The sequence below is a fragment of the Nonomuraea pusilla genome (assembly GCF_900109355.1).
In the GTDB taxonomy this organism is placed as follows: domain Bacteria; phylum Actinomycetota; class Actinomycetes; order Streptosporangiales; family Streptosporangiaceae; genus Nonomuraea; species Nonomuraea pusilla.
The window spans coordinates 93,965-113,248 of sequence record NZ_FOBF01000009.1; the positions used below are offsets into that span (position 1 = coordinate 93,965).

Annotated in this window: 17 protein-coding genes; 5 read left to right on the plus strand and 12 right to left on the minus strand. The window is 71.0% G+C overall.

From position 1 onward, the window contains the following. Positions 1-3: 3 nt before the first annotated feature. The gene (locus BMX74_RS20255; RefSeq protein ID WP_055506544.1) at positions 4-585 is read right to left on the minus strand and encodes an AMIN-like domain-containing (lipo)protein; all 582 of its coding nucleotides are present in this window, start codon (positions 583-585) and stop codon (positions 4-6) included. Between the two features lie 213 nt (positions 586-798). Beyond that, positions 799-2,238, minus strand: coding sequence for an MFS transporter (locus tag BMX74_RS20260; protein WP_091102146.1), 1,440 nt, complete (start codon positions 2,236-2,238; stop codon positions 799-801). A 60-nt stretch (positions 2,239-2,298) separates the two neighbouring features. Here BMX74_RS20260 and BMX74_RS20265 point away from each other — a divergent pair, with 60 nt between their 5' ends. Next, positions 2,299-2,715: a MarR family winged helix-turn-helix transcriptional regulator gene (locus BMX74_RS20265; RefSeq protein WP_055506542.1), complete on the plus strand. Its 417-nt coding sequence runs from the start codon at positions 2,299-2,301 to the stop codon at positions 2,713-2,715. Positions 2,716-2,836: 121 nt separating this feature from the next. Here BMX74_RS20265 and BMX74_RS20270 read toward each other — a convergent pair whose 3' ends face one another. The 6 genes from BMX74_RS20270 to BMX74_RS20295 form a co-directional block, all read right to left on the minus strand. Next, entirely contained in the window at positions 2,837-4,111 is a 1,275-nt protein-coding gene (locus BMX74_RS20270) for a thymidine phosphorylase (protein ID WP_091102149.1), read from the minus strand. A gap of 1 nt (position 4,112) precedes the next feature. Further along, complete coding sequence (locus tag BMX74_RS20275) at positions 4,113-4,508, minus strand: cytidine deaminase (RefSeq protein ID WP_055506540.1); 396 nt, start codon at positions 4,506-4,508, stop codon at positions 4,113-4,115. After that, positions 4,505-5,785, minus strand: coding sequence for an ABC transporter permease (locus tag BMX74_RS20280; RefSeq protein ID WP_055506539.1), 1,281 nt, complete (start codon positions 5,783-5,785; stop codon positions 4,505-4,507). Before BMX74_RS20280 ends, BMX74_RS20275 begins: the two co-directional genes overlap by 4 nt. Further along, the gene (locus BMX74_RS20285; RefSeq protein ID WP_091102152.1) at positions 5,782-6,921 is read right to left on the minus strand and encodes an ABC transporter permease; all 1,140 of its coding nucleotides are present in this window, start codon (positions 6,919-6,921) and stop codon (positions 5,782-5,784) included. The genes BMX74_RS20280 and BMX74_RS20285 overlap by 4 nt, the downstream gene beginning before the upstream one ends. Then, the gene (locus BMX74_RS20290; RefSeq protein ID WP_055506537.1) at positions 6,921-8,528 is read right to left on the minus strand and encodes an ABC transporter ATP-binding protein; all 1,608 of its coding nucleotides are present in this window, start codon (positions 8,526-8,528) and stop codon (positions 6,921-6,923) included. The genes BMX74_RS20285 and BMX74_RS20290 overlap by 1 nt, the downstream gene beginning before the upstream one ends. Before the next feature lie 81 nt (positions 8,529-8,609). Beyond that, the gene (locus BMX74_RS20295; RefSeq protein ID WP_256257042.1) at positions 8,610-9,644 is read right to left on the minus strand and encodes a BMP family lipoprotein; all 1,035 of its coding nucleotides are present in this window, start codon (positions 9,642-9,644) and stop codon (positions 8,610-8,612) included. Positions 9,645-9,973: 329 nt separating this feature from the next. Here BMX74_RS20295 and BMX74_RS20300 point away from each other — a divergent pair, with 329 nt between their 5' ends. Next, on the plus strand, positions 9,974-11,863 hold the full coding sequence (locus BMX74_RS20300) for a Xaa-Pro dipeptidyl-peptidase (protein WP_055506536.1): 1,890 nt from the start codon (positions 9,974-9,976) through the stop codon (positions 11,861-11,863). A 12-nt stretch (positions 11,864-11,875) separates the two neighbouring features. Here the strand turns inward: BMX74_RS20300 and BMX74_RS20305 are convergent, their stop codons facing one another. Next, the gene (locus BMX74_RS20305; protein ID WP_055506535.1) at positions 11,876-13,099 is read right to left on the minus strand and encodes a M20 family metallopeptidase; all 1,224 of its coding nucleotides are present in this window, start codon (positions 13,097-13,099) and stop codon (positions 11,876-11,878) included. Positions 13,100-13,595: 496 nt separating this feature from the next. Between BMX74_RS20305 and BMX74_RS20310 the strand changes: the two genes are divergently transcribed. Further along, positions 13,596-14,987 (plus strand): peptide ligase PGM1-related protein, encoded by a 1,392-nt coding sequence (locus BMX74_RS20310; RefSeq protein ID WP_055506534.1) that lies wholly within the window; start codon positions 13,596-13,598, stop codon positions 14,985-14,987. Here the strand turns inward: BMX74_RS20310 and BMX74_RS20315 are convergent. Beyond that, the gene (locus BMX74_RS20315) at positions 14,959-15,168 is read right to left on the minus strand and encodes an SCO4848 family membrane protein (RefSeq protein WP_256257043.1); all 210 of its coding nucleotides are present in this window, start codon (positions 15,166-15,168) and stop codon (positions 14,959-14,961) included. The two genes, BMX74_RS20310 and BMX74_RS20315, sit on opposite strands and share 29 nt — an antisense overlap. A 98-nt stretch (positions 15,169-15,266) precedes the next feature. On the opposite strand from BMX74_RS20315, the gene BMX74_RS20320 reads away from it, so the two are divergent. Further along, a complete protein-coding gene (locus tag BMX74_RS20320; RefSeq protein ID WP_256257044.1) occupies positions 15,267-16,373 on the plus strand; it encodes a D-alanyl-D-alanine carboxypeptidase family protein in 1,107 nt (368 codons plus the stop codon). Here BMX74_RS20320 and BMX74_RS20325 read toward each other — a convergent pair. Then, positions 16,368-17,300 (minus strand): YihY/virulence factor BrkB family protein, encoded by a 933-nt coding sequence (locus tag BMX74_RS20325; protein WP_236715000.1) that lies wholly within the window; start codon positions 17,298-17,300, stop codon positions 16,368-16,370. The genes BMX74_RS20320 and BMX74_RS20325 overlap by 6 nt on opposite strands. Positions 17,301-17,349: 49 nt before the next feature. Beyond that, complete coding sequence (locus tag BMX74_RS20330) at positions 17,350-18,609, minus strand: amidohydrolase family protein (RefSeq protein ID WP_055506531.1); 1,260 nt, start codon at positions 18,607-18,609, stop codon at positions 17,350-17,352. 63 nt (positions 18,610-18,672) lie between these two features. Between BMX74_RS20330 and BMX74_RS20335 the strand changes: the two genes are divergently transcribed. Beyond that, positions 18,673-19,179 carry a MarR family winged helix-turn-helix transcriptional regulator gene (locus tag BMX74_RS20335; protein WP_091102158.1) on the plus strand — a complete coding sequence of 169 codons (507 nt, stop codon included), beginning with the start codon at positions 18,673-18,675 and terminating at the stop codon, positions 19,177-19,179. Positions 19,180-19,284 lie beyond the last annotated feature (105 nt).

The following is a 19,284-nucleotide window of genomic DNA, read 5'->3' on the forward strand; positions in this document are numbered from 1 at the left end:
AGGTCAGTGTGCCACGTCGAGGACGAGCCTGGTCGGGGTGGTCTGCTCGCGTACCTGGAAGGGCGCCTGGCGGGCGAGGACGAGGCCGATGCCGACGTGGCCCTCGAAGTCGCTCGTCCTGATGATCCTGGTGACGTTGGGCAGGTCGGAGGCGTAGACGGGCCCGCCCGCCCAGGCCTGGCCCTGCTCGGTGTGGGCGTTGGCGGGGCTGAGCGTCAGTTCGAGGAACGCCTTGCCCTTCTCGTGGAGGGGCTTGCCCGAACCGTCTTGGATGAGCTCGTTCACCCATTTCACGGTGTATCCCGGCATTTCGCCTTGGAGGTCCACGACCACCCGGTCGTACGACTCCTCGGCCTTGTACGTGACGGCCGACACGATGGCGGGCGTGCCGCCCTCGCGCAGGACCTCCACCTCGGCGGTGCTCGTGGGAGCGGGCTGCGCGGCCTCGGCGGGCGCCTGGCCGGCGCCGGGCGCCGCGGTGGACTGGCCGGCGGTGCCGCACCCGCCCAGGGCGGCGACGCAGGCGGACAGGACGAGTGCGGCCAGCGCGCGGGGCGGCCGGCCGGACACGGATGACGGGCGCATGACCCGATGATGCCCCAGGTCACAGCCCCGGGACGGGCATAGACGCGAACCCGCTCGCCCTTTCGCCGCGCGGGGCCGTCCCGTGGGGGTGATCCGCCACATACATGAGGAGATAGACGGGCTTATCGGCCTTTACCAGGAATCAAGGGCTTTCTGCATGACATGACGAGAGGGCCCCGGCGGCACCGCCGGGGCCCTTCCACCGTGGAGCGGTCAGACGGTTTCGAGGACCTTCGCGTCCTCCTGCCCGGCGACGCCCTCGGCCCTGCGCCCGCGCAGGCCGGTGGCGGAGATCGCCAGGCCGACGACGGCCAGCACCAGCGACACCACGATCGCGGAGCGCAGCGTGCCGATGGACAGCGCGCCGCCGGCGCCCGAGGTGAGCACCGCGGTCACGACCGCCAGCACGATGGCGCCGCCGACCTGGCCCGAGGTGTTGAGCAGGCCGGAGGCGAGGCCCTGCTCGTCGTCGTCCACGCCGTTGGTGGCCTGGATGTTGAGCGACGGGAAGGACAGCGCGAACGCGATGCCGAGCAGGACCATGCCGGGGATGACGAGGCCGCCGAGGCTGGGGGTCTCGTCGATGCCGAGGAAAACGGCGTAGCCTCCGGCGAGCGCGGCGGCGCCGACGACGATCAGCTTGCCGGTGCCGAACCTGTCGGCGAAGTCGCCCATCTTGGTCGAGGTGACGGCGACGAGCAGCCCGGCGGGCAGGAACGCGAGCGCGGTGCCGAGCGGGCTCCAGTGCAGCAGGTTCTGGAAGTACTGCATGGCCACGAACTGGAAGGCGACGTACGAGCCCATCAGGATGAGCAGCCCGAGGTTGGCGCGGACGATCGAGCCCGAGCGCAGGATGCCGAGCCGCACCAGGGGGTGCTTCACGCGCAGTTCGGTGAGGACGAACAGGGTGAGCAGCGCGACCACGGCCACGAGGGAGCCGATGGTGCGGACGGACTCCCAGCCGGCCTCGGGGGCCTGCACGACGGTGAACACGAGCAGCAGCATCGACACGGTGATCAGCACGGCGCCCACGAGGTCGTGCCCGCCCTCGGCGCGCTCCTCGGCGCCGCGCGGCAGCGCCTTGAGCGCGGCGACCAGCGCGATGATCGCGACCGGCACCGGCATCAGCAGCGTCCAGCGCCAGCCGAGCTGCGTCAGCAGGCCGGACAGCACGAGGCCGAGCGAGTAGCCGCTCGCGCCGCAGGCGGTGAACACGCTGAGCGCCCGGTTGCGCTCCGGCCCCTCGGGAAACGTGGTCGTGATGATCGACAAGGCGGCGGGGGCGGTGAACGCGGCGGCCACGCCCTTCACGAAGCGCGCGACGATCAACAGCGTGCCGTCGTTCACGAGCCCGCCGAGCAGCGAGGCCACGGCGAAGACGCCCAGCGCGACCAGGAACACCCTGCGTCGCCCGAGCAGGTCGGCGGTCCTGCCTCCGAGCAGGAGGAGTCCGCCGTAGCCGAGGACGTAGCCGCTCACCACCCACTGGAGGGACGACGGCGTCAATCCGAGGTCGTGCTCGATGGAGGGCAGTGCGACGCCGACCATCGACACGTCAAGAGCGTCAAGGAAGATCACTGCACAGAGCACGGCGAGCGCGCCCCAACGGGAGGAGAAAGAGGACATGGCTCCGTAGACTACATGCAAACGCATCTAATGCAAGTGCATTTAATTCCGTTGCATAAGTTTTTGGGAGATGGTAACCTCCGGGTCATGGACCAGGAGTTCGCGGTCGGGACCTGGCATTACGTCCTCGCCAAGCACGCGAAGGCCATGTGCGCGCTGGAACGCGCGCTCGGCGAGCGGCACGGTCTCGGCCCGAGCGAGTTCGAGGTGCTCGACCGGATCGTCCACCACGACAAGAACCTGCGCATCCAGGAGTTGTGCGAGGAGGTCCACCTCAGCCAGAGCGCGCTGTCGCGCGTGGTGGCCCGCCTGGAGAAGGCCGCGCTGGTGACGCGCGGCGTGTGCGCCGACGACCGCAGGGGCGTCTTCGTGTGCATCACCGACGAGGGCCGCGCGAGGCACGCCGAGGCGCTGCCCACGCAGCGCGCGGTGCTGGCCGAGATCTTCGCCGACGGCCCCGCGGCCTGCCCGCTGCAGCGCGCCGACGCAGCCGCCGCCCACTGACCACCGCCGAGCGCGGGCAGACGCGGAACACGCGGCCGCCCCACTGACCACCGCCGAGCGGCCCCGGAGACGGCGAGGGCCGGCGCCGCGGACGCGGGCCGACCCCATCCGGAGCGGGAGGCTACGGCGTGACGCGGTCGATCACCAGGGGCAGGAGCTCCTGCGCGGACGCGCCCACGGCGTAGCCGCCCTCCAGCGCCTCCAGCGCCCGCTCGAACCTCTCGGGCTCGTCCGTGTGCAGCGTGAGCAGCGGCTGCCCCTCCCGTACGGCGTCGCCCGGCTTGGCGTGCAGCGTGACGGCCGCCCCCGGCGACACCGGGTCCTCCTTGCGGGCCCGCCCGGCGCCAAGCCGCCAGGCCGCCAGGCCCACCGCGTACGCGTCGAGCGCGGCCAGCACGCCGGACGCGGGGGCCGCGACCGTCATGGTCTCGGCCGCCCTCGGCAGGGTCGCGTCGGGGTCGCCGCCCTGCGCCGTGATCATGCGCCGCCAGGCGTCCATCGCGGAGCCGTCGCGCAGCGCGTCCTCGGGGTCCTTGCCGGAGACGCCCGCCGCCTCCAGCATCTCCCTGGCCAGCCGTACGGTCAGCTCGACCACGTCCGCGGGGCCGCCGCCGGCGAGCACCTCGACCGACTCCTCGACCTCCAGGGCGTTGCCCACGGCAAGCCCGAGCGGGCGGTCCATGGCGGTCAGCAGCGCCACCGTGCGCACGCCCGCGTCGGTGCCGAGCGCGACCATGGTCTCGGCCAGCTCGCGCGCGCTCTCCGGCGTCTTCATGAACGCGCCCGAGCCCACCTTCACGTCGAGCACGAGCGAGCCCGTGCCCTCGGCGATCTTCTTGGACATGATCGACGAGGCGATCAGCGGGATCGACTCGACGGTGCCCGTGACGTCGCGCAGCGCGTAGAGCTTCCTGTCGGCCGGGGCCAGGCCGGAGCCCGCCGCGCAGATGACCGCGCCTGCCGCGCGCAGCACGTGCAGCATCTGCTCGTTCGACAGCGACTCGCGCCAGCCGGGGATGGACTCCAGCTTGTCGAGCGTGCCGCCGGTGTGCCCGAGCCCGCGGCCCGACAGCTGCGGCACGTACGCGCCGCACGCCGCGACCAGCGGCGCGAGCGGCAGAGTGATCTTGTCGCCGACGCCGCCGGTGGAGTGCTTGTCGGCGGTGGGGCGGTCGAGCCCCGACCAGTCCATGCGCTCGCCCGAGCGGATCATGGCCTGCGTCCAGTCGGCGATCTCGCGCCGGTTCATGCCGTTCAGCAGGATCGCCATGGCGAGCGCCGACATCTGCTCGTCGGCCACGTCGCCGCGGGTGTAGGCGGCGATCACCCAGTCGATCTGGGCGGTGGTCAGCTCGGACCCGTCGCGCTTGGCGCGGATGACCTCGATGGCGTCCACGTCAGGCACCCCTGCTCAGGTCGTGCGGGCCGAACGCGTACGGCAGGATCTCGGCCATCCGCTTCGGGCCGTCGACGGTCTCGATCAGCAGGTCGTCACCGCCGAACTCGTACAGGAGCTGGCGGCAGCGGCCGCACGGCATGAGCAGCTCGCCGTGGCCGTCGACGCAGGTGAAGGCCACGAGCCTGCCGCCGCCCGAGAGCTGCAGCGCCGAGACCAGGCCGCACTCGGCGCACAGCCCGATGCCGTAGGAGGCGTTCTCCACGTTGCAGCCGGTGACGACGCGGCCGTCGTCGACGACCGCCGCCGCCCCCACAGGGAACTTGGAGTACGGCGCGTAGGCGTGGCGCATGGCGGCCGCGGCCTCGTCGCGCAGGCCGTCCCAGTCGATGTTCAATGCTGTTCCCCCCGGCGATAGCGCACGCCGTCGGCCGTGGGCATCCGCAGCCGCTGCGAGGCGACCAGGAGCACGAGCAGCGTGAGCACGTGTGGCGTGATGAAGACGAACTCGTTCGGCAGTTTGTCTACCGTCAGCCAGAGCCAGACCAGGATAGCCGCGCCCACGGCGGAGGCCGCGAGCGTGGTGTAGTCCTTGGCCGTCCTCGCGGCCAGCTCGGCCGGCCGGCCGGGCGCCAGCATGCCGCGCAGCCTCGCCGCGACGTACAGCACCAGCAGCAGGGCGCCGAACAGGAAGAACGAGGTGACGGCGCCGGAGCTGCGCAGCTGCAGGCCGTCGGCGTAGCCGAACAGCGCCGCGCCCGCCGCGAGCCCGCCGGGCCGCCAGTTGCCGAAGATCATGGCGGCCAGGCCGATGAAGCCGCGGCCCGCCGTCTGCCCCTCGACGTACTTGGTGCTGACGAAGACGAGGAACACGCCGCCGAGGCCGGCGAAGGCGCCCGAGATGACGACGGCGACGTACTTGATCAGGTAGACGTTGACGCCCAGCGACTCGGCGGCCCACGGGTTCTCGCCCGCGGAGCGCAGCCGCAGGCCGAAGGCGGTGTGCCAGAGGACGAAGAACGTCAGCGGCAGCATCAGCACGGCGAGGATCACCAGGATGTTGACCTCGTGGGTGAGCCCGCGCAGGATGCCCGCGACGTCGGAGAGCAGGAAGACGTGCGTGTTCTCCAGGCTGCCCAGCCAGTCCGGCCCGGTCGAGAGCAGCGGCAGGCTGACCTCGGGCGCCTGCGACGACAGGGCGGGCGAGGTGGTGATGCCGGCGCCGCGCGCGGCGGCCCCGGTGCCCTCCTTGTAGAGCACCTCCGACAGGAAGCGGGTGATGCCCGGCCCGAGGAGGTTGATCGCCACGCCGCTGATGATGTGGTCGACGCCGAACGACACGGTGGCCACGGCGTGCAGCAGGCCGCCGACGGCGCCCGCGACGAGGCCGGCGACGAGCGCCGCCATGAAGCCCCACTGGTACCCGGCCCAGCCGGCGAACCAGGTGCCGAGCACCATCATGCCTTCGAGGCCGATGTTGGTGACGCCGGCCCGCTCGGCCCACAGGCCGCCGAGGCCGGCCAGGCCGATCGGCACCGCCAGCAGCAGCGCCGCGGAGAACGTGCCCGACGAGGTGATGTCGTTCTGGCCGGACAGCGTGCGCACCAGCGACAGCATCAGGATCAGGACGGCCGCGCCGATCAGCGCCAGGTGGTACTTGCCGACCCGGGTCATGCTGTCACCTCTACGGGAGTGTTGGCGCCCAGGTGCCGGGCGGCTCGCCGTTCCTCGCGCCGCAGCGCGATCCTTCTCGTGACCTCGTTGGCGATGACCACGAGGAGGACGATCGTGCCCTGCATGATCGTGATGACCGAGGGCGGCACGTCCGCGAACTGCAGCGGGCCCTGCGCGCGGTCGAGGAAGCCGAACAGCAGCGCCGCGATGGCGATGCCGCCGGGCTTGTTGCGGCCGAGCAGCGCCACGGCGATGCCGAGGAAGCCGAGGCCGGGGGTGAAGTTCGAGCCGAACGAGTGCTTGTCGCCGAGGATCTCGGGCAGGCCGATGAGCCCGGCGATCGCGCCCGACAGCACCATGGCGCTGATGACCATCTTCTTGGGCTTGACGCCGGAGGCGAGGGCGGCGGAGGCGTTCAGGCCGCTGGCCTTGACGTCGAAGCCGAACCTGGTGCGCTCCAGCAGCAGCCACAGGCCGACCCCCAGCAGCACGGCCACGAGGAGGAAGCCCCACAGGCCGCCGCCGCGCGGCGCCGGCATGCCGAACATCTCGAAGATCCAGTTGAGGTTCGGGAACCAGCCGGACTCGGGGATCTGCGGGGTGGAGGTGGTGAGCTGGCCCGCGGCGCGCTCCCCGGTGAACGGGCCGCGCACGAGGAACGCCGCCAGGTTGATCGCGATGTAGTTCAGCATGATCGTGGCGATGACCTCGTTCACCCCCCGGGTCACCTTCATGACGGCCGGGATCAGCGCGTACAGGCCGCCGACGGCCGCCGCCACGACGATGATGACGAGGATCTGGATCAGCGGGGGCGCCGTGAACTGCGCGCCGACCCACGCCGCGCAGATCGCGGCCAGCCGGTACTGGCCCTCCACGCCGATGTTGAAGAGGTTCATCCGGAAGCCGACGGCCACGGCCAGGCCCGCGATGAACAGCGGCACCGACCGGTTGACCATCGTGGTGATGCCGTTGACGACCTGGCGTTCCGTCTCGCCGAAGTTGAACAGGGCGGCGAACGCGTCGAGCGGGCTCGCGCCCGCCGCGCTGATCGCCACGCTGGAGATGACGACCGCCAGCACGATGGCGACCGCGGCGCCCGCGACGGTGAGCAGCGCCCGGTAGAGTCCCGCGGGCATCACTTCTCCTCAGCGCCGGTGATCGCACCGGTCATGTAACCGCCCAGCCGCTGTGGCGTGACGTCGGAAGGGTCGAGCTTGGCCACGAGCCGCCCGCGGTACATGACGTGCAGCGTGTCCGAGAGGCCGATCAGCTCGTCGAGGTCGGCGGAGATGAGCAGCACGGCGAGCCCGGCGGCGCGGGCGTTGCGCAGGTGGTCCCAGATGGCGGCCTGCGCGCCCACGTCGACGCCGCGGGTGGGGTGCGCGGCGATGAGGAACGTCGGCTCGCCGCTCATCTCGCGGCCCACGATCAGCTTCTGCTGGTTGCCGCCCGACAGGGCCAGGGCCAGCGTCTCCACGCTGGGGGTGCGCACGTCGTACTCCTCGACGATGCGCCTGGTGTCGGCCTTGGCGGCCCGCCTGCGCAGCCAGAAGCCGGGGCCCGCGGGCGGCCTGGTCTGGTGGCCGAGCACGCGGTTCTCCCACAGGGACGCCTCCAGCAGCAGGCCCTGCCGGTGGCGGTCCTCGGGGATGTAGCCGATGCCCGACTCCCTGCGCTTGAGGGTGGACCAGGCGCTGATGTCGGCGCCGTCCAGCTCGACCCGGCCGAGCGACGGGCGCGTGCCCATGATGGCCTCGATGAGCTCGCTCTGGCCGTTGCCCTCGACGCCGGCGATGCCCAGGATCTCGCCCCGGTGGATCTCGAACGACACGTCGTCGAGGAGCAGGCGCCTGCCCTCGCTGCGCAGCTTGTCCACGTACGCGGGGAGGTCCACGCCCTTGGGGAGCGGGCGGTGGCCATCGGCCTCGATCGTCAGGTGCGAGACGCTGAGGGCGACGTGCTCGGTGACGGTGGACTCGCGGGTCTCCGGGGTGGGCAGCTCGCTGCCGACCATCAGCTCGGCGAGCTGGCGGGCGGTCACGTCCTGGGGGTTCACGCTGGCGACCGTGGTGCCGCGCCTGATCACCGTGATGGCGTCGGCGATGCTCAGCACCTCGTCGAGCTTGTGGGAGATGAAGATGACGGTCAGGCCGTCGGCCTTGAGCCGGCGCAGGTTGTCGAAGAGCTCCTCGACCTCCTGCGGCACGAGCACGGCGGTCGGCTCGTCGAGGATCAGGATGCGGGCGCCCCGGTAGAGGACCTTAAGGATCTCCACCCGCTGCCGGTCGCCGACGCCGAGGTCCTCGACCAGCCGGTCGGGGTCGACGTGCAGGCCGTGGCTGCCTCCGAGCTCGCGGATGCGGGCCCTGGCCGCCTCGAAGTCGAGCCTGCCGGCCTTCTTCGGCTCGGCGCCGAGGACGATGTTCTCCAGCACCGTGAAGTTGTCGGCGAGCATGAAGTGCTGGTGGACCATGCCGATGCCGACGGCGATGGCGTCGCTGGGGGTACGGAAGCTGACGGCCTCGCCGTTGACCCTGATGGTGCCCTCGTCCGGCCGTTGCATGCCGTAGAGGATCTTCATCAGCGTCGACTTGCCCGCGCCGTTCTCCCCGACGATGGCGTGCACCGTCCCGGGTTCCACGGTGATGCGGATGTCACGGTTGGCGACGACGCCGGGGAACCGCTTGGTGATGCCCTCCAGCTCGACGGCGGGTCGCGCCGCGGCGAGGGTGTCGGAGCTCATTCGCCTCTCCTAGAGCGGGGCGGATAGCCCGAAGGCCCGAAGTTACCGACTCCGGGCCCTCAGGCGACGTTCCTGCCCAGATTACGGCTTGGCCGGAACGGTGATCTTGCCGTCGACGATGTCCTTCTTGGCAGCGTCGAGCTTGTCCTTGATGTCGTCGATCTCCCCACCGGTGGTGGACAGGCCGACGCCGTCGACCTTGAGGTCGTAGACGGTGTTGCTGCCGCCCTTCGCGCCGCCCTGGAAGGCCTTGACGAACTCGAACACCGCGACGTCCACGCGCTTGAGCATGGAGGTCATGATGACCGACTGCAGGTCGGCTTCCTTGACGGTCTGGCGCTGGTCGGAGTCGACGCCGATCGCCTTCTTGCCGGCGGCGGCCGCCGCCTGGAACACGCCGAGGCCGGAGTCGCCGGCGGCGTGGTAGACGATCTCCGCGCCGTCCTGGAACATCTTCTCGGCCGCGACCTTGCCCTTGTCGGGGGCCTTGAAGCCGCTGAAGTCGCCGTCGGGGGTGAGGTACTTCACGTCGATCTTGGCGTCCGCCTTGACCGACTTCACGCCGGCCACGAAGCCCGCCTCGAACTTCTTGATCAGGTCGTTCTCGACGCCGCCGACGAAGCCGACGTGGCCGCTCTTCGCCTTGGTGGCGGCCGCGACGCCGGCCAGGTACGAGCCCTGCTCCTCGGCGAACAGCAGGCCGGTGACGTTCGGGGCGTTGGAGGCGGAGTCCACGACCGCGAACTGGATGTCGGGGTACTCCTCGGCGGCCTTCTTGATGTCCTCGCCGTAGGCGAAGCCGACGCCGATGATCGGGTTGTAGCCGGCGTCCGCGAGCTGGCGCAGCAGCTCACCGCGGTTGGAACCGTCGGCGGCGGGGCTCAGCTCCTTGATGTCGGCCTTCAGCTCGCTCTTGGCCTTCTCCAGGCCGGCGTACGCGGCATCGTTGAACGACTTGTCGCCGCGGCCGCCCACGTCGAAGGCGAGGCCGACCTTCAGACCGCTCTTCGACGCCTCGCTGCTCGTGCCGCCGCTCGACGCCGTGCTGGCCGAGGTGTCCCCACCGTTGCCGCTGCCACCGCAGGCCGCGGCCGCCATGAGCAGGACACCGGCCACGGAACCGACCGCAATCCTGCTGAATCGCTTGCCGAGCAAGTCGACTCCCTCCCATTTCACTCGCCGTCGGACTTCATCGCAGGCGCGAAGGAACGTACGGCATCTGCACGGAAGATAGTTGCTTGACCAGGGCACACCAAACCGGCACACAGGGTCGAAACCGCTCCGTTATCGACATCAGTCGCGTCCGTGACCTGAACACCTCGAAGCGGACCCTGGCGCAGGGGTTCCAAGTTTTACCCAATTTTGGGACATCGGGAGCTCTTGCCGTGGAGGCGATCATGGCAGAGATTCCGCTTGTCGGTGGAAATTTCGTCACGGAGTCCCGTATGCGCCCTTGGAAGGCCCTGGCGGTTCCCGCCGCGGTCGCGACGCTGGTCGCGGCCACGGCGGGAACCGCGCCGGCGACGGCCCAGCCCGTCCCGGCCGTCTCGATCGAGGACAACGCCACCCAGCCCGTCTTCTCCCGCGCCGACGCCGTCAAGCAGACGGTGTACGTCGAGGTGGAGGGGACCGACAGCGACCACGACGGCAGGCCCGACCGGGTCGCCGTGGACATCCTGCGGCCCAAGGAGACCGAGCAGGGGCTGAAGGTCCCAGTGATCATGGAGGCCAGCCCGTACTACGCGGGCGGCAACGACGTCCCCAACCACCCGGTGGACGTGGACGAGAACGGCGACCCGCTCCCCGCGCTGCTCGCCGAGCAGAACAAGCTCGCCGCCGAACCGTTCGACGGCTACTACGACAACTACTTCCTGCCCCGCGGGTACGCCGTCGCGCTGGTGGAGAACCTCGGCAGCGGACGCGCCACCGGCTGCCCCACCTCGGGCGACGCCAACGAGACCGCCGGCCCCAAGGCCGCCATCGACTGGCTGAACGGCCGCGCGAAGGGCTTCGACGCGGACGGCCGCCCCGTCGAGGCGACCTGGTCCACGGGGAACGTCGGCATGATCGGCGTCTCCTACAACGGCACGCTGCCCAACGCCGTCGCCGCCACCGGCGTCGAGGGCCTCAAGACGATCGTCCCGATCGCCGCCATCTCCAGCTGGTACGACTACTACCGCGCCAACGGCGGCGTCGTCGCCCCGGGCGGCTACCAGGGCGAGGACCTCGACGTGCTGGCCAAGTACGTCCTGACCAGGGAGAACGGCCAGGAGGTCTGCGGCGGCGTCATCGACGCCATCACGGCGGGCCAGGACCGCGTCACCGGCGACCACAGCCCGCTGTGGGCGGCGCGCGACTACCTCAAGGACGTCCGCAACGTGAAGGCCAGCGTCTTCCTCGTGCACGGGCTCAACGACTGGAACGTCAAGACCAAGCAGTTCGCCCAGTGGTGGTACGCGCTGAGCCGCCAGAACGTCCCGCGCAAGATCTGGCTGCACCAGGGCACCCACATGAACCCCTTCAACCTGCGCACCGCCGAGTGGCTGCGCCAGCTCCACGGCTGGTTCGACCACTGGCTGTACGGCATCGACTCGGGCGTCACGCGCGAGCCGCAGGCCGACGTGGAGATCGCGCCCGGCCGGTGGGAGCGGCACGCCTCGTGGCCGCTGCCCGGCACCAGGCAGGTGCGGCTGCGCCCTGGCCCCGGCGGCACGCTCGGCACGCACCCGCGGCCGGCCGCGTCCAAGGAGTCGTTCACCGACCAGAAGACCCGCACCGCGGAGCAGCTCGCGGGCACCGCGCCGGCGGCCGACCCGAACCGGCTGGCCTACCTGACCGAGGAACTGCCCGCCGACCTGCGGATCTCCGGCACGCCGACGGTGAACGTCCGGGCGTCGCTGCGCGACGGGGCCTCGCCGTACCTGACGGCGCTGCTGGTCGACTACGGCACGGACGTCCGCCCGAACGGCACGCTGGTGCCGACCGGGGAGACGTACTGCTACGGCCAGGGGGTGCCGGGTGACACCGGCTGCACGGCGCTGCGGCGGCTGGGCACGAGCGAGACGCCGTTCACGATCGTCACGAGGGGCTGGCTGGACGTGCGCAACCGGCACGCGGCCGACCGGACCGAGCCGCTGCGCCCGGGCAAGGAGTACTCCTTCACCTGGGACCTCCAGCCGAAGGAGTACGTGGTCAAGCGGGGCCACCGGCTGGGCCTGGTGATCATCTCGACCGATCGCGACTTCACCCTGCGCTACCCGCCGGGCACGACGGTGACCGTCGCACCCGGCCGCTCGTCGCTGACGCTGCCGGTGGCGGGCGACCCGCTGACGTGACCGCCGCCCGCGTCAGGCGACGACGGTGGAGACGGCGTCGAGCGGCGTGACCTCCCACAGCGCGGTCAGCGCCGTGGTGGCCATGACGCGGACGCCCATGGCGATCGACCGCTCGTCGACGTCGAAGCTGCCCTGGTGGATGTCGTAGGTGAGGCCGCCGGGCGTGCGCGTGCCCAGCCGGGCCAGGGCGCCGGGGACAGACTCGAGGTACCAGGCGAAGTCCTCGCCGCCGAGCGACTGCGGCGTGGGCACGGCGGAGCCCGCGCCCAGCGCCCGCTCGGCGGCCTCGCCCAGCATCTCGACGCTGACCTCGTCGTTCACCACGGGCGGGACGCCGCGGGTGTACTCCATGGCCGCCTCGATGCCGTACGCGCTCGCCACGGACTCCAGCAGCGACTTGATGAGGTCGGGGGCGGCGTGCCAGGCCTCCTCGTCGAGGCAGCGGATGGTGCCCTCGGCGATGCCGTCGTTCGGGATGGCGTTGGCCGCGGAGCCGGCCTCGACCCGGCCCCAGACGAGGCTGAGCGAGGAGCGCGGGTCGACGCGGCGCGACAGCGCGGCGGGCAGCTCGGTGAGGATCTTGGCGAGGGCGAAGACGAGGTCGGCCGTCAGGTGCGGGCGGGAGGTGTGGCCGCCGGGCCCGGACACCCTGACGACGACCCGGTCGCAGGCGGCCGTGATGGGGCCGGAGCGGATGCCGAGCTGGCCGACGTCGACGCGCGGGTCGCAGTGCAGCGCGAAGACACGGTCGACGCCGCTGATGCCGCCGTGCGCCATGACCTCGAGGGCGCCGCCCGGCAGCTCCTCCGCGGGCTGGAAGAGCAGGCGGACCCGGCCGGGCAGCAGCCCCGCCGCCGCCTGCTGGGCGAGGAAGAGGCCGGTGCCGAGGAGGGCGGTGGTGTGGACGTCGTGGCCGCACGCGTGGCACACGCCGGGGACGGTCGAGCGGTAGGAGACGTCCTTCTCATCCTGGAGGGGGAGCGCGTCGATGTCCGCGCGCAGCGCCACCGTCGGGCCGTCGCCGCTGCCCACGTCGCAGATGAGCCCGGTGCCGCGTGGCAGCACCGAGGGCGTGAGGCCGGCGGCGGTGAGCCGTTCGGCGATCTTCTGCGTCGTGCGGTATTCCGCGAAGGCCAGTTCAGGGTGCATGTGAAGGTCGCGGCGGAACGCCACGAGGTCCCTTTCGGTCTCCGTCAGGAACGCGTCTAGTTCCCCCAGGAGCTCACGTCCCCGCATCAGTCACCATCCCGTTCATGCCGCCTCTACACCTGCCCGCCGAGCGCGGCTTTAGCACTGTCATTTACGATGTGTCCCGCTGCAGCCACCCGGTGGAGCAGCCGCTCGGCGAAATCACATGCCACAACCGTCTGGTGTCGGTGCGCGAGAGATCGTCAGCACGGGCTTGCGTTCATCGGTCGCCGGTACTGCTGCAGCCCAGGTACGCGACGATCAGCCGCGAGCCCGATGGCGATGGTTCGACTTTATCGCTCTCGCCTGGCTGCTCGCCGACAAGTACACCAAAAGTTAGCCGATTGCACGACCGTAACCGCAGGTCATCACCGTACGTAACCACTTTCCTGACTACGACGTAGTCACAAGGGATCATTAGATGGTGACCCAATGTCGCCACTCCCAAACGTGGTCACGGATTTCGAATCCTGTCACCTTCCGTCATGGTCATCACACTTCGGCGATGGCTGATTTCGGGAAGAATGCGTGTTTCACTCGCCATATGATCACTAAAATCCCGTTCGGGGAGAAGTATGCCGGGTTGAGCATCTTCGAGCCGAGTGAGGGGACCCTGGTGGTCGTGCCCTCGCTCACTCTCCCCCAGGACGAGCTGCGCCGCATCAAGGCGGTCAGGTCGTACGAGGAGCGCCTGCTCTTCCTGCTGATGACCCTCCGCGAACCCCGGGTGAAGGTGGTCTACGTCTCCTCCGTCCCGATCGACCCCGACATCGTCGACTACTACCTCAGTTTCCTGCCCGACCCCGACGGCGCCGCCGAGCGCCTGGAGATGGTCAGCCTCGACGAGCCGTGGTCCCAGCCGCTGACGACGACCCTGCTGAGGCGTCCCGACGTGATCGAGCGCCTCAGGGAGGCCGTCGACGGCGACGCCTGCCTCGTGCCGTTCGTGCTCGGGGAGCCGGAGGAGGAGCTCGCCGCGCTGCTCGGCATCCCGATCTACGGCCCCGCCACGGCGCTCGCCTCCTACGGCTCCAAGAGCGGCGCGCGCGAGGTGGGCCTGACCGCCGGCGTGCCCATGGCGCGCGGCTTCGGCGACCTGCGCTCGGCCGCCCAGATCGAGGAGGCCGTCGAGGCGCTGCCCGGCGAGCGGGTCATCGTCAAGCTGAACGACGGCTACTCCGGGCTCGGCAACGCCATCGTGCTCAAGGCCGACAGGTCGCTCACCAGGTTCTCCGCCGAGGGCGAGACCTGGGAGACGTTCACCGCCAAGATCGCCCAGCGGGGGGCCGTGGCCGAGGAGTTCATCGAGCACCAGCCGCTCCACCACCCCAGCGCCCTCGCCCGCGTCACGCCCGGCGGCCACGCCGAGGTGCTCGCCACCCACGACCAGGTGCTCGGCGGCCCGAACAACGACGTCTACCAGGGCTGCACGTTCCCCGCCGCGCCCGAGTACCGCTCGCTCGTGGGAGAGTCCGCCGCCAGGATCGCCAAGGTCCTCGCCGAGCGGGGCGTCGTGGGCGTCTTCGGGATGGACTTCTTCGCGCTCAAGACCGACGCCGGCTACGCCGCGCTGCTGTGCGAGATCAACCTGCGGATCGGCGGCACCACCCACCCGTACGGGGCGGCCCTGATGACCACCGGCGCGACCTACGACCCCGCCACGGGCCTGCTCATGGCCGGGGACCGGCCGAAGTACTACCAGGCGACGGACAACTGCTCGGCCGCCGGCCTGCGCGGACGCACGCCGCGCGACATCGTGAAGACCGCCGAGCGGCTCGGGATCGGCTTCGACCCGGTGACCCGGACGGGGAACGTGTTCCACCTGCTGGGAGCGGTGCCCGAGTACGGGAAACTGGGCTTCACCTCGATCGGCGACTCCCGCGAGGAGGCCGACGAGCTGCACCGGCTCACGAGAGACCTGCTCTGCGGCTCCTGAGCCCGTGCCAGCCGATCACCGCCAGCACCACCGCCAGGAGGATGTTCACCGCGATCAGGATGCCGTGCACCACGTAGAAGCCGGTCGGATGACCGTCGGCCAGGTTGAACCCCAGGTTCACCCATTCGAAGACCATGAACGCGGCGAGCGCGACGAGGAATCCGGCGATCTTTCGTGACATGACCATCTCTCTAGTATCGAGGGCGGATCTTCGGGGGAAGTGTCGCCACATGGACATTCGAGCGAAGCTACGCTGAGACCGCCATGTGGACCAAAATCGTGCCTGTTACGGCACTTCTCACCGCTGTCACGTTCACGGTCGTACCGGACGCGACAGCGCACGCCACACCGAACACGCCGGTGGGCGGAGAGGCGCTGGGCAGCCACGGCCTGGTGCGGCCGGCGGGCGTGGACGCGCCTCCCAAGACCAAGGCTACGTCCTACGTGATAGCGGACCTCGACACCGGCGACGTGCTCGCGGCCAAGGACCCACACGGCCGTTACCTCCCGGCCAGCACGCAGAAGATGCTGACCGCCGTCACCCTCCTGCCCAAACTGGACAAGAACCGCAAGGTGCGGCCCAGCGCCAACGCCTGCAACCAGGAGGGCACCGCCGTCGGGCTCACGCCCAAGATGACGTACAAGGTGGACGACCTGTTCCGGGCGCTCATGATGTCGTCCGGCAACGACGCCGCCATGGCGCTGGCCGAGACGAACGGCGGCGTCGCCAAGACCATGCGCGACATGAACGCCGAGGCGCACCGGCTGCAGGCGTACGACACGGTGGCCAAGACGCCGAGCGGCCTCGACCAGCCCGGCCAGAGCAGCTCGGCGTACGACCTGGCGCTGATCGCCCGCGCCGGGCTCGCCAACCCCGACTTCCGCCGCTACGTCAGCACGAAGACCGCCAAGTTCCCCGCGCCCAAGAACTACTACGAGATCAGCAACCACAACAAGCTGCTGTGGCGCTACCAGGGCACGATCGGCGTCAAGAACGGCTGGACGTCCAAGGCGCAGGGCAGCTTCGTCGGCGCCGCCACCCGCGGCGGCCACACCGTCCTCGTCGCGATCATGCGCCACGAGGGCTACTTCTGGGAGGAAGTGGCCAAGCTGCTCGACTGGGGCTTCGCCGTGCGGGGCAAGGCGCAGCCGGTCGGACGGCTCGTCGACCCGCTGCCCGACACCCCGCCGCAGGCGCAGCGGGCCCCGCAGGCGGCGGCCCCCACCGGCCAGGCCACCCCGGCCGCCCGGCCCTCGCTGCTCGACGCCTCCGCGTCCAGGCAGAACGGCTCCACGTACACGATCGGCGCGATCGTCATCGGCGGCGGCCTGCTGTTCGGCCTGGTCTGGCTCGGGTACGGGATCAGGCGCCGCAGGAGGCTATGACACGCTCTCCGACGGGATCGGCGTGGGCGACGGCGGCGGGCACAGCCCCGAGGTCGCCGTCCACGCCGCCACGAGGAGCACCAGCCTGGCCGAGAAGTTGATCCAGATCAGCAGCCCCACGATGACCGCGAACGTGCCGTAGACCGGATTGCTCAGCGTGTGCCCGAGCAGCAGCGTCGCGAGCTGCTTGAGCACCCCGAAGCCGATCGCGCCGAGCAGCGCGCCCTTGGCGATGGCGTGGAACGGCGCCGTCGGCCTGGCCACCCAGCCCAGCAGGATGACGAACAGCAGCCAGTCCGCGCCGACCCCGGCGAGCACCGCGGCCACCCTGAGCAGGACCGTCGCGAACGTCGAGTCCGCGCCGAACAGGGCGTGCACCACCTTGTCCGTGGCGGTCGTGGCGAAGCCCGCCACCAGCACCGACACGATCAGCGTCACGCCGATGAGGACGAGCGAGACCAGGTCGCGCAGCTTGCCGAGGAACCAGTTCAGCGGGGGCGTCGTCGTCATCGACATCTCGCGCAGCGCGCCCCTGAGCGCGTCGAGCGCCCCGAGCCCCGCGTACAGGAGGCCGAGCAGGCCGATGATCCCGGCCGTCGCCCTGGCGCTGCCGATGGCCTGCAGGTCGAGCTGGGTGGCGAGGCCGGGCAGCCGCTCCTCGATGGCCTGGGCGAGCGCCCGTCTGGTCGTCTCGCTCGTCGAGACCACGAACCCGAGCACGGCGTACGCCAGCGCCACCAGCGGGAAGAACGACAGGAACGCGAAGTACGTCACCGCGCCCGCCAGCCGGTCGCCCGACTGGACCTGGTACCGCTGGACCGCCCTGATCGCGTGGTCGAGCGAGAGCCTGCGCACCCGCCAGTAGTCCACCCTGCGGCGGCCCCAGGCCCGCGCCGCCGCGATCCGCTCGGTCAGTCTCCGCATCATGCCCTCTCCCAGGGAAGTTCCCTACCCCGGTGAAAGGGTGGCGATCAGGTCATACCAGGGCAGCCGCCGACTCCGCCAGTGCGCCGAGCACCGCGGGCACGTCGTGGTGCAGCAGCCGCCCGTCGCGCTTGACGACCCGCCCGGCGACGAGGACGGTCTCGACGCAGGAGGTGTCGGCGTTCAGCACGACCGCGCCGATCGGGTCCTGCGCGGCGGCCATGCCGAGCGTGGCGGTGCTCAGCAGCACCACGTCGGCCTGCGCGCCGGGCCGCAGCGACCCGGCGACCCCGGCGAGCCCGGCCACCCGCGCCCCCTCCGAGGTGGCCATGCGCAGCACGTCGCGGGTGGTGATCGCGCCGCCGCCCGGCCTGCCCCGCTCCAGCACGTACGCCGTCCGCATGACGCTGAACATGTCGCCGGGGGCGCAGGTCACCGTGTCGATGCCGAAGGCCGTCGGGATGCCCGCCGCCCTGGCCCGGCCGGTGACGGGGTAGCCCATGCCGAGCGTCATCTCGTCGAGGGGCGAGACCGACACGGCGCCGCCGCTGCCGGCGATGCGCTTGAGGTCCTCGTCGTCGTAGGAGGTCGCGTGGATGTAGGTGACGTCCTCGTTCAGCCAGCCGCGCGCCTCCAGGAACGCCAGCCCGCGCGCGGCGCTCTCCGCGCCGCTCACGCCCAGGTGGGCGGTGACGGGCAGGCCCAGCTCGCGCGCCAGGCGCAGCTCCTCGTCGGCGTGCTCCTCGGGGGCGATCTCGGGGCCGAACGCGGCCATGGCCATGGTGAGCAGGCCGCCTTCGGGGATGGCCGCGCGCACCCTGCGGGTCTCGGCGGCGAACGCGCCGGGCTCGCCGCCGTGGCAGTAGCCGAACACCGCCCTGACGCCGGAGTCGCGCAGGGCCTGCAGGGCCGCGTCGGTGTGGCCGGGCGTGAGCTGGATGTGGGACCAGTCGAGCAGCGTCGTGATGCCGGCGTCGAGGCATTCCAGCGCTCCCGCCAGGTTGCCCACGTAGACGTCCTCGTGGCGGTAGCGGGGCGCCAGCTCGCCCAGCACGCGGCCCAGGTAGCCATCGAAGCCGACGTCGGGCACGGCGGCCCTGATGGCGGCCTGCCAGGTGTGGCGGTGGGTGTCGACGAAGCCGGGCAGGACGAGGCGGCCGGCGGCGTCGATGACCTCGGCGCCGGGAGGCGCGTCCAGCTCGGGGCCGACCTCGGCGACGCGGCCGCCCTCGATGCGGACGTCCACGCGGCCGAGCACCACGGGCTCGGGCTCGGTGTCGATGACGGTGCCGTTCTTGATGAGCGTTTGCATGAGCCGGAAGCTTAGAGAAAAGCTTTTAGGAAAGCAATCTGCGTCGTGAGTATCCTCGGAGACGTGCCGCATGACGAGATCGACGCCCTGGTCCCCCGCTGGGAGCAGTCAGGGATGCCGTCGGCCCTCATCGCCGGCATCGAGCTCGGCAAGCGGGTGTCCCGGCTCAACCTGCTCTTCGAACAGGCGCTCAAGACGGAACTGGCCGACCTCGGGCTGACGTACGCGGAGTTCGACGTGCTGGCCGCGCTCACCCGCGCCGCTCCCCCGCACCGCATGAAGCCGAGCGAGCTGTCGAAGTCGCTCTTCCTGACCTCCGGCGGCACCAGCAACGTGCTGCAGCGCCTCGCGGCGGCCGGCTACGTCGAACGCGCCGACGACCCGGGCGACGCCCGCAGCCGGTGGGTGCGGCTCACCCCCGAGGGCGAGCGGGTGGCGAACGCCGCGCTGGAGGCGTCGTCACGGGCCCACGAGGAGGTCATGGCCGGGGTGCCCGAGCAGACCGTCCGTCAGGCCGCCGACGCCCTGCGCGAGGTCCTCCTCGTGGTGGGCCGCCGCCGCTTCCGCTGACGCGCCGCTGGCAACGTCGGGTTCCGCTGACGCGCCGCATGCCGCATGGTGCGCGAAAGCCGGCGCACGTGCTCATGCGAAGGGCCGTCCGGGCGGGTGCCCGGA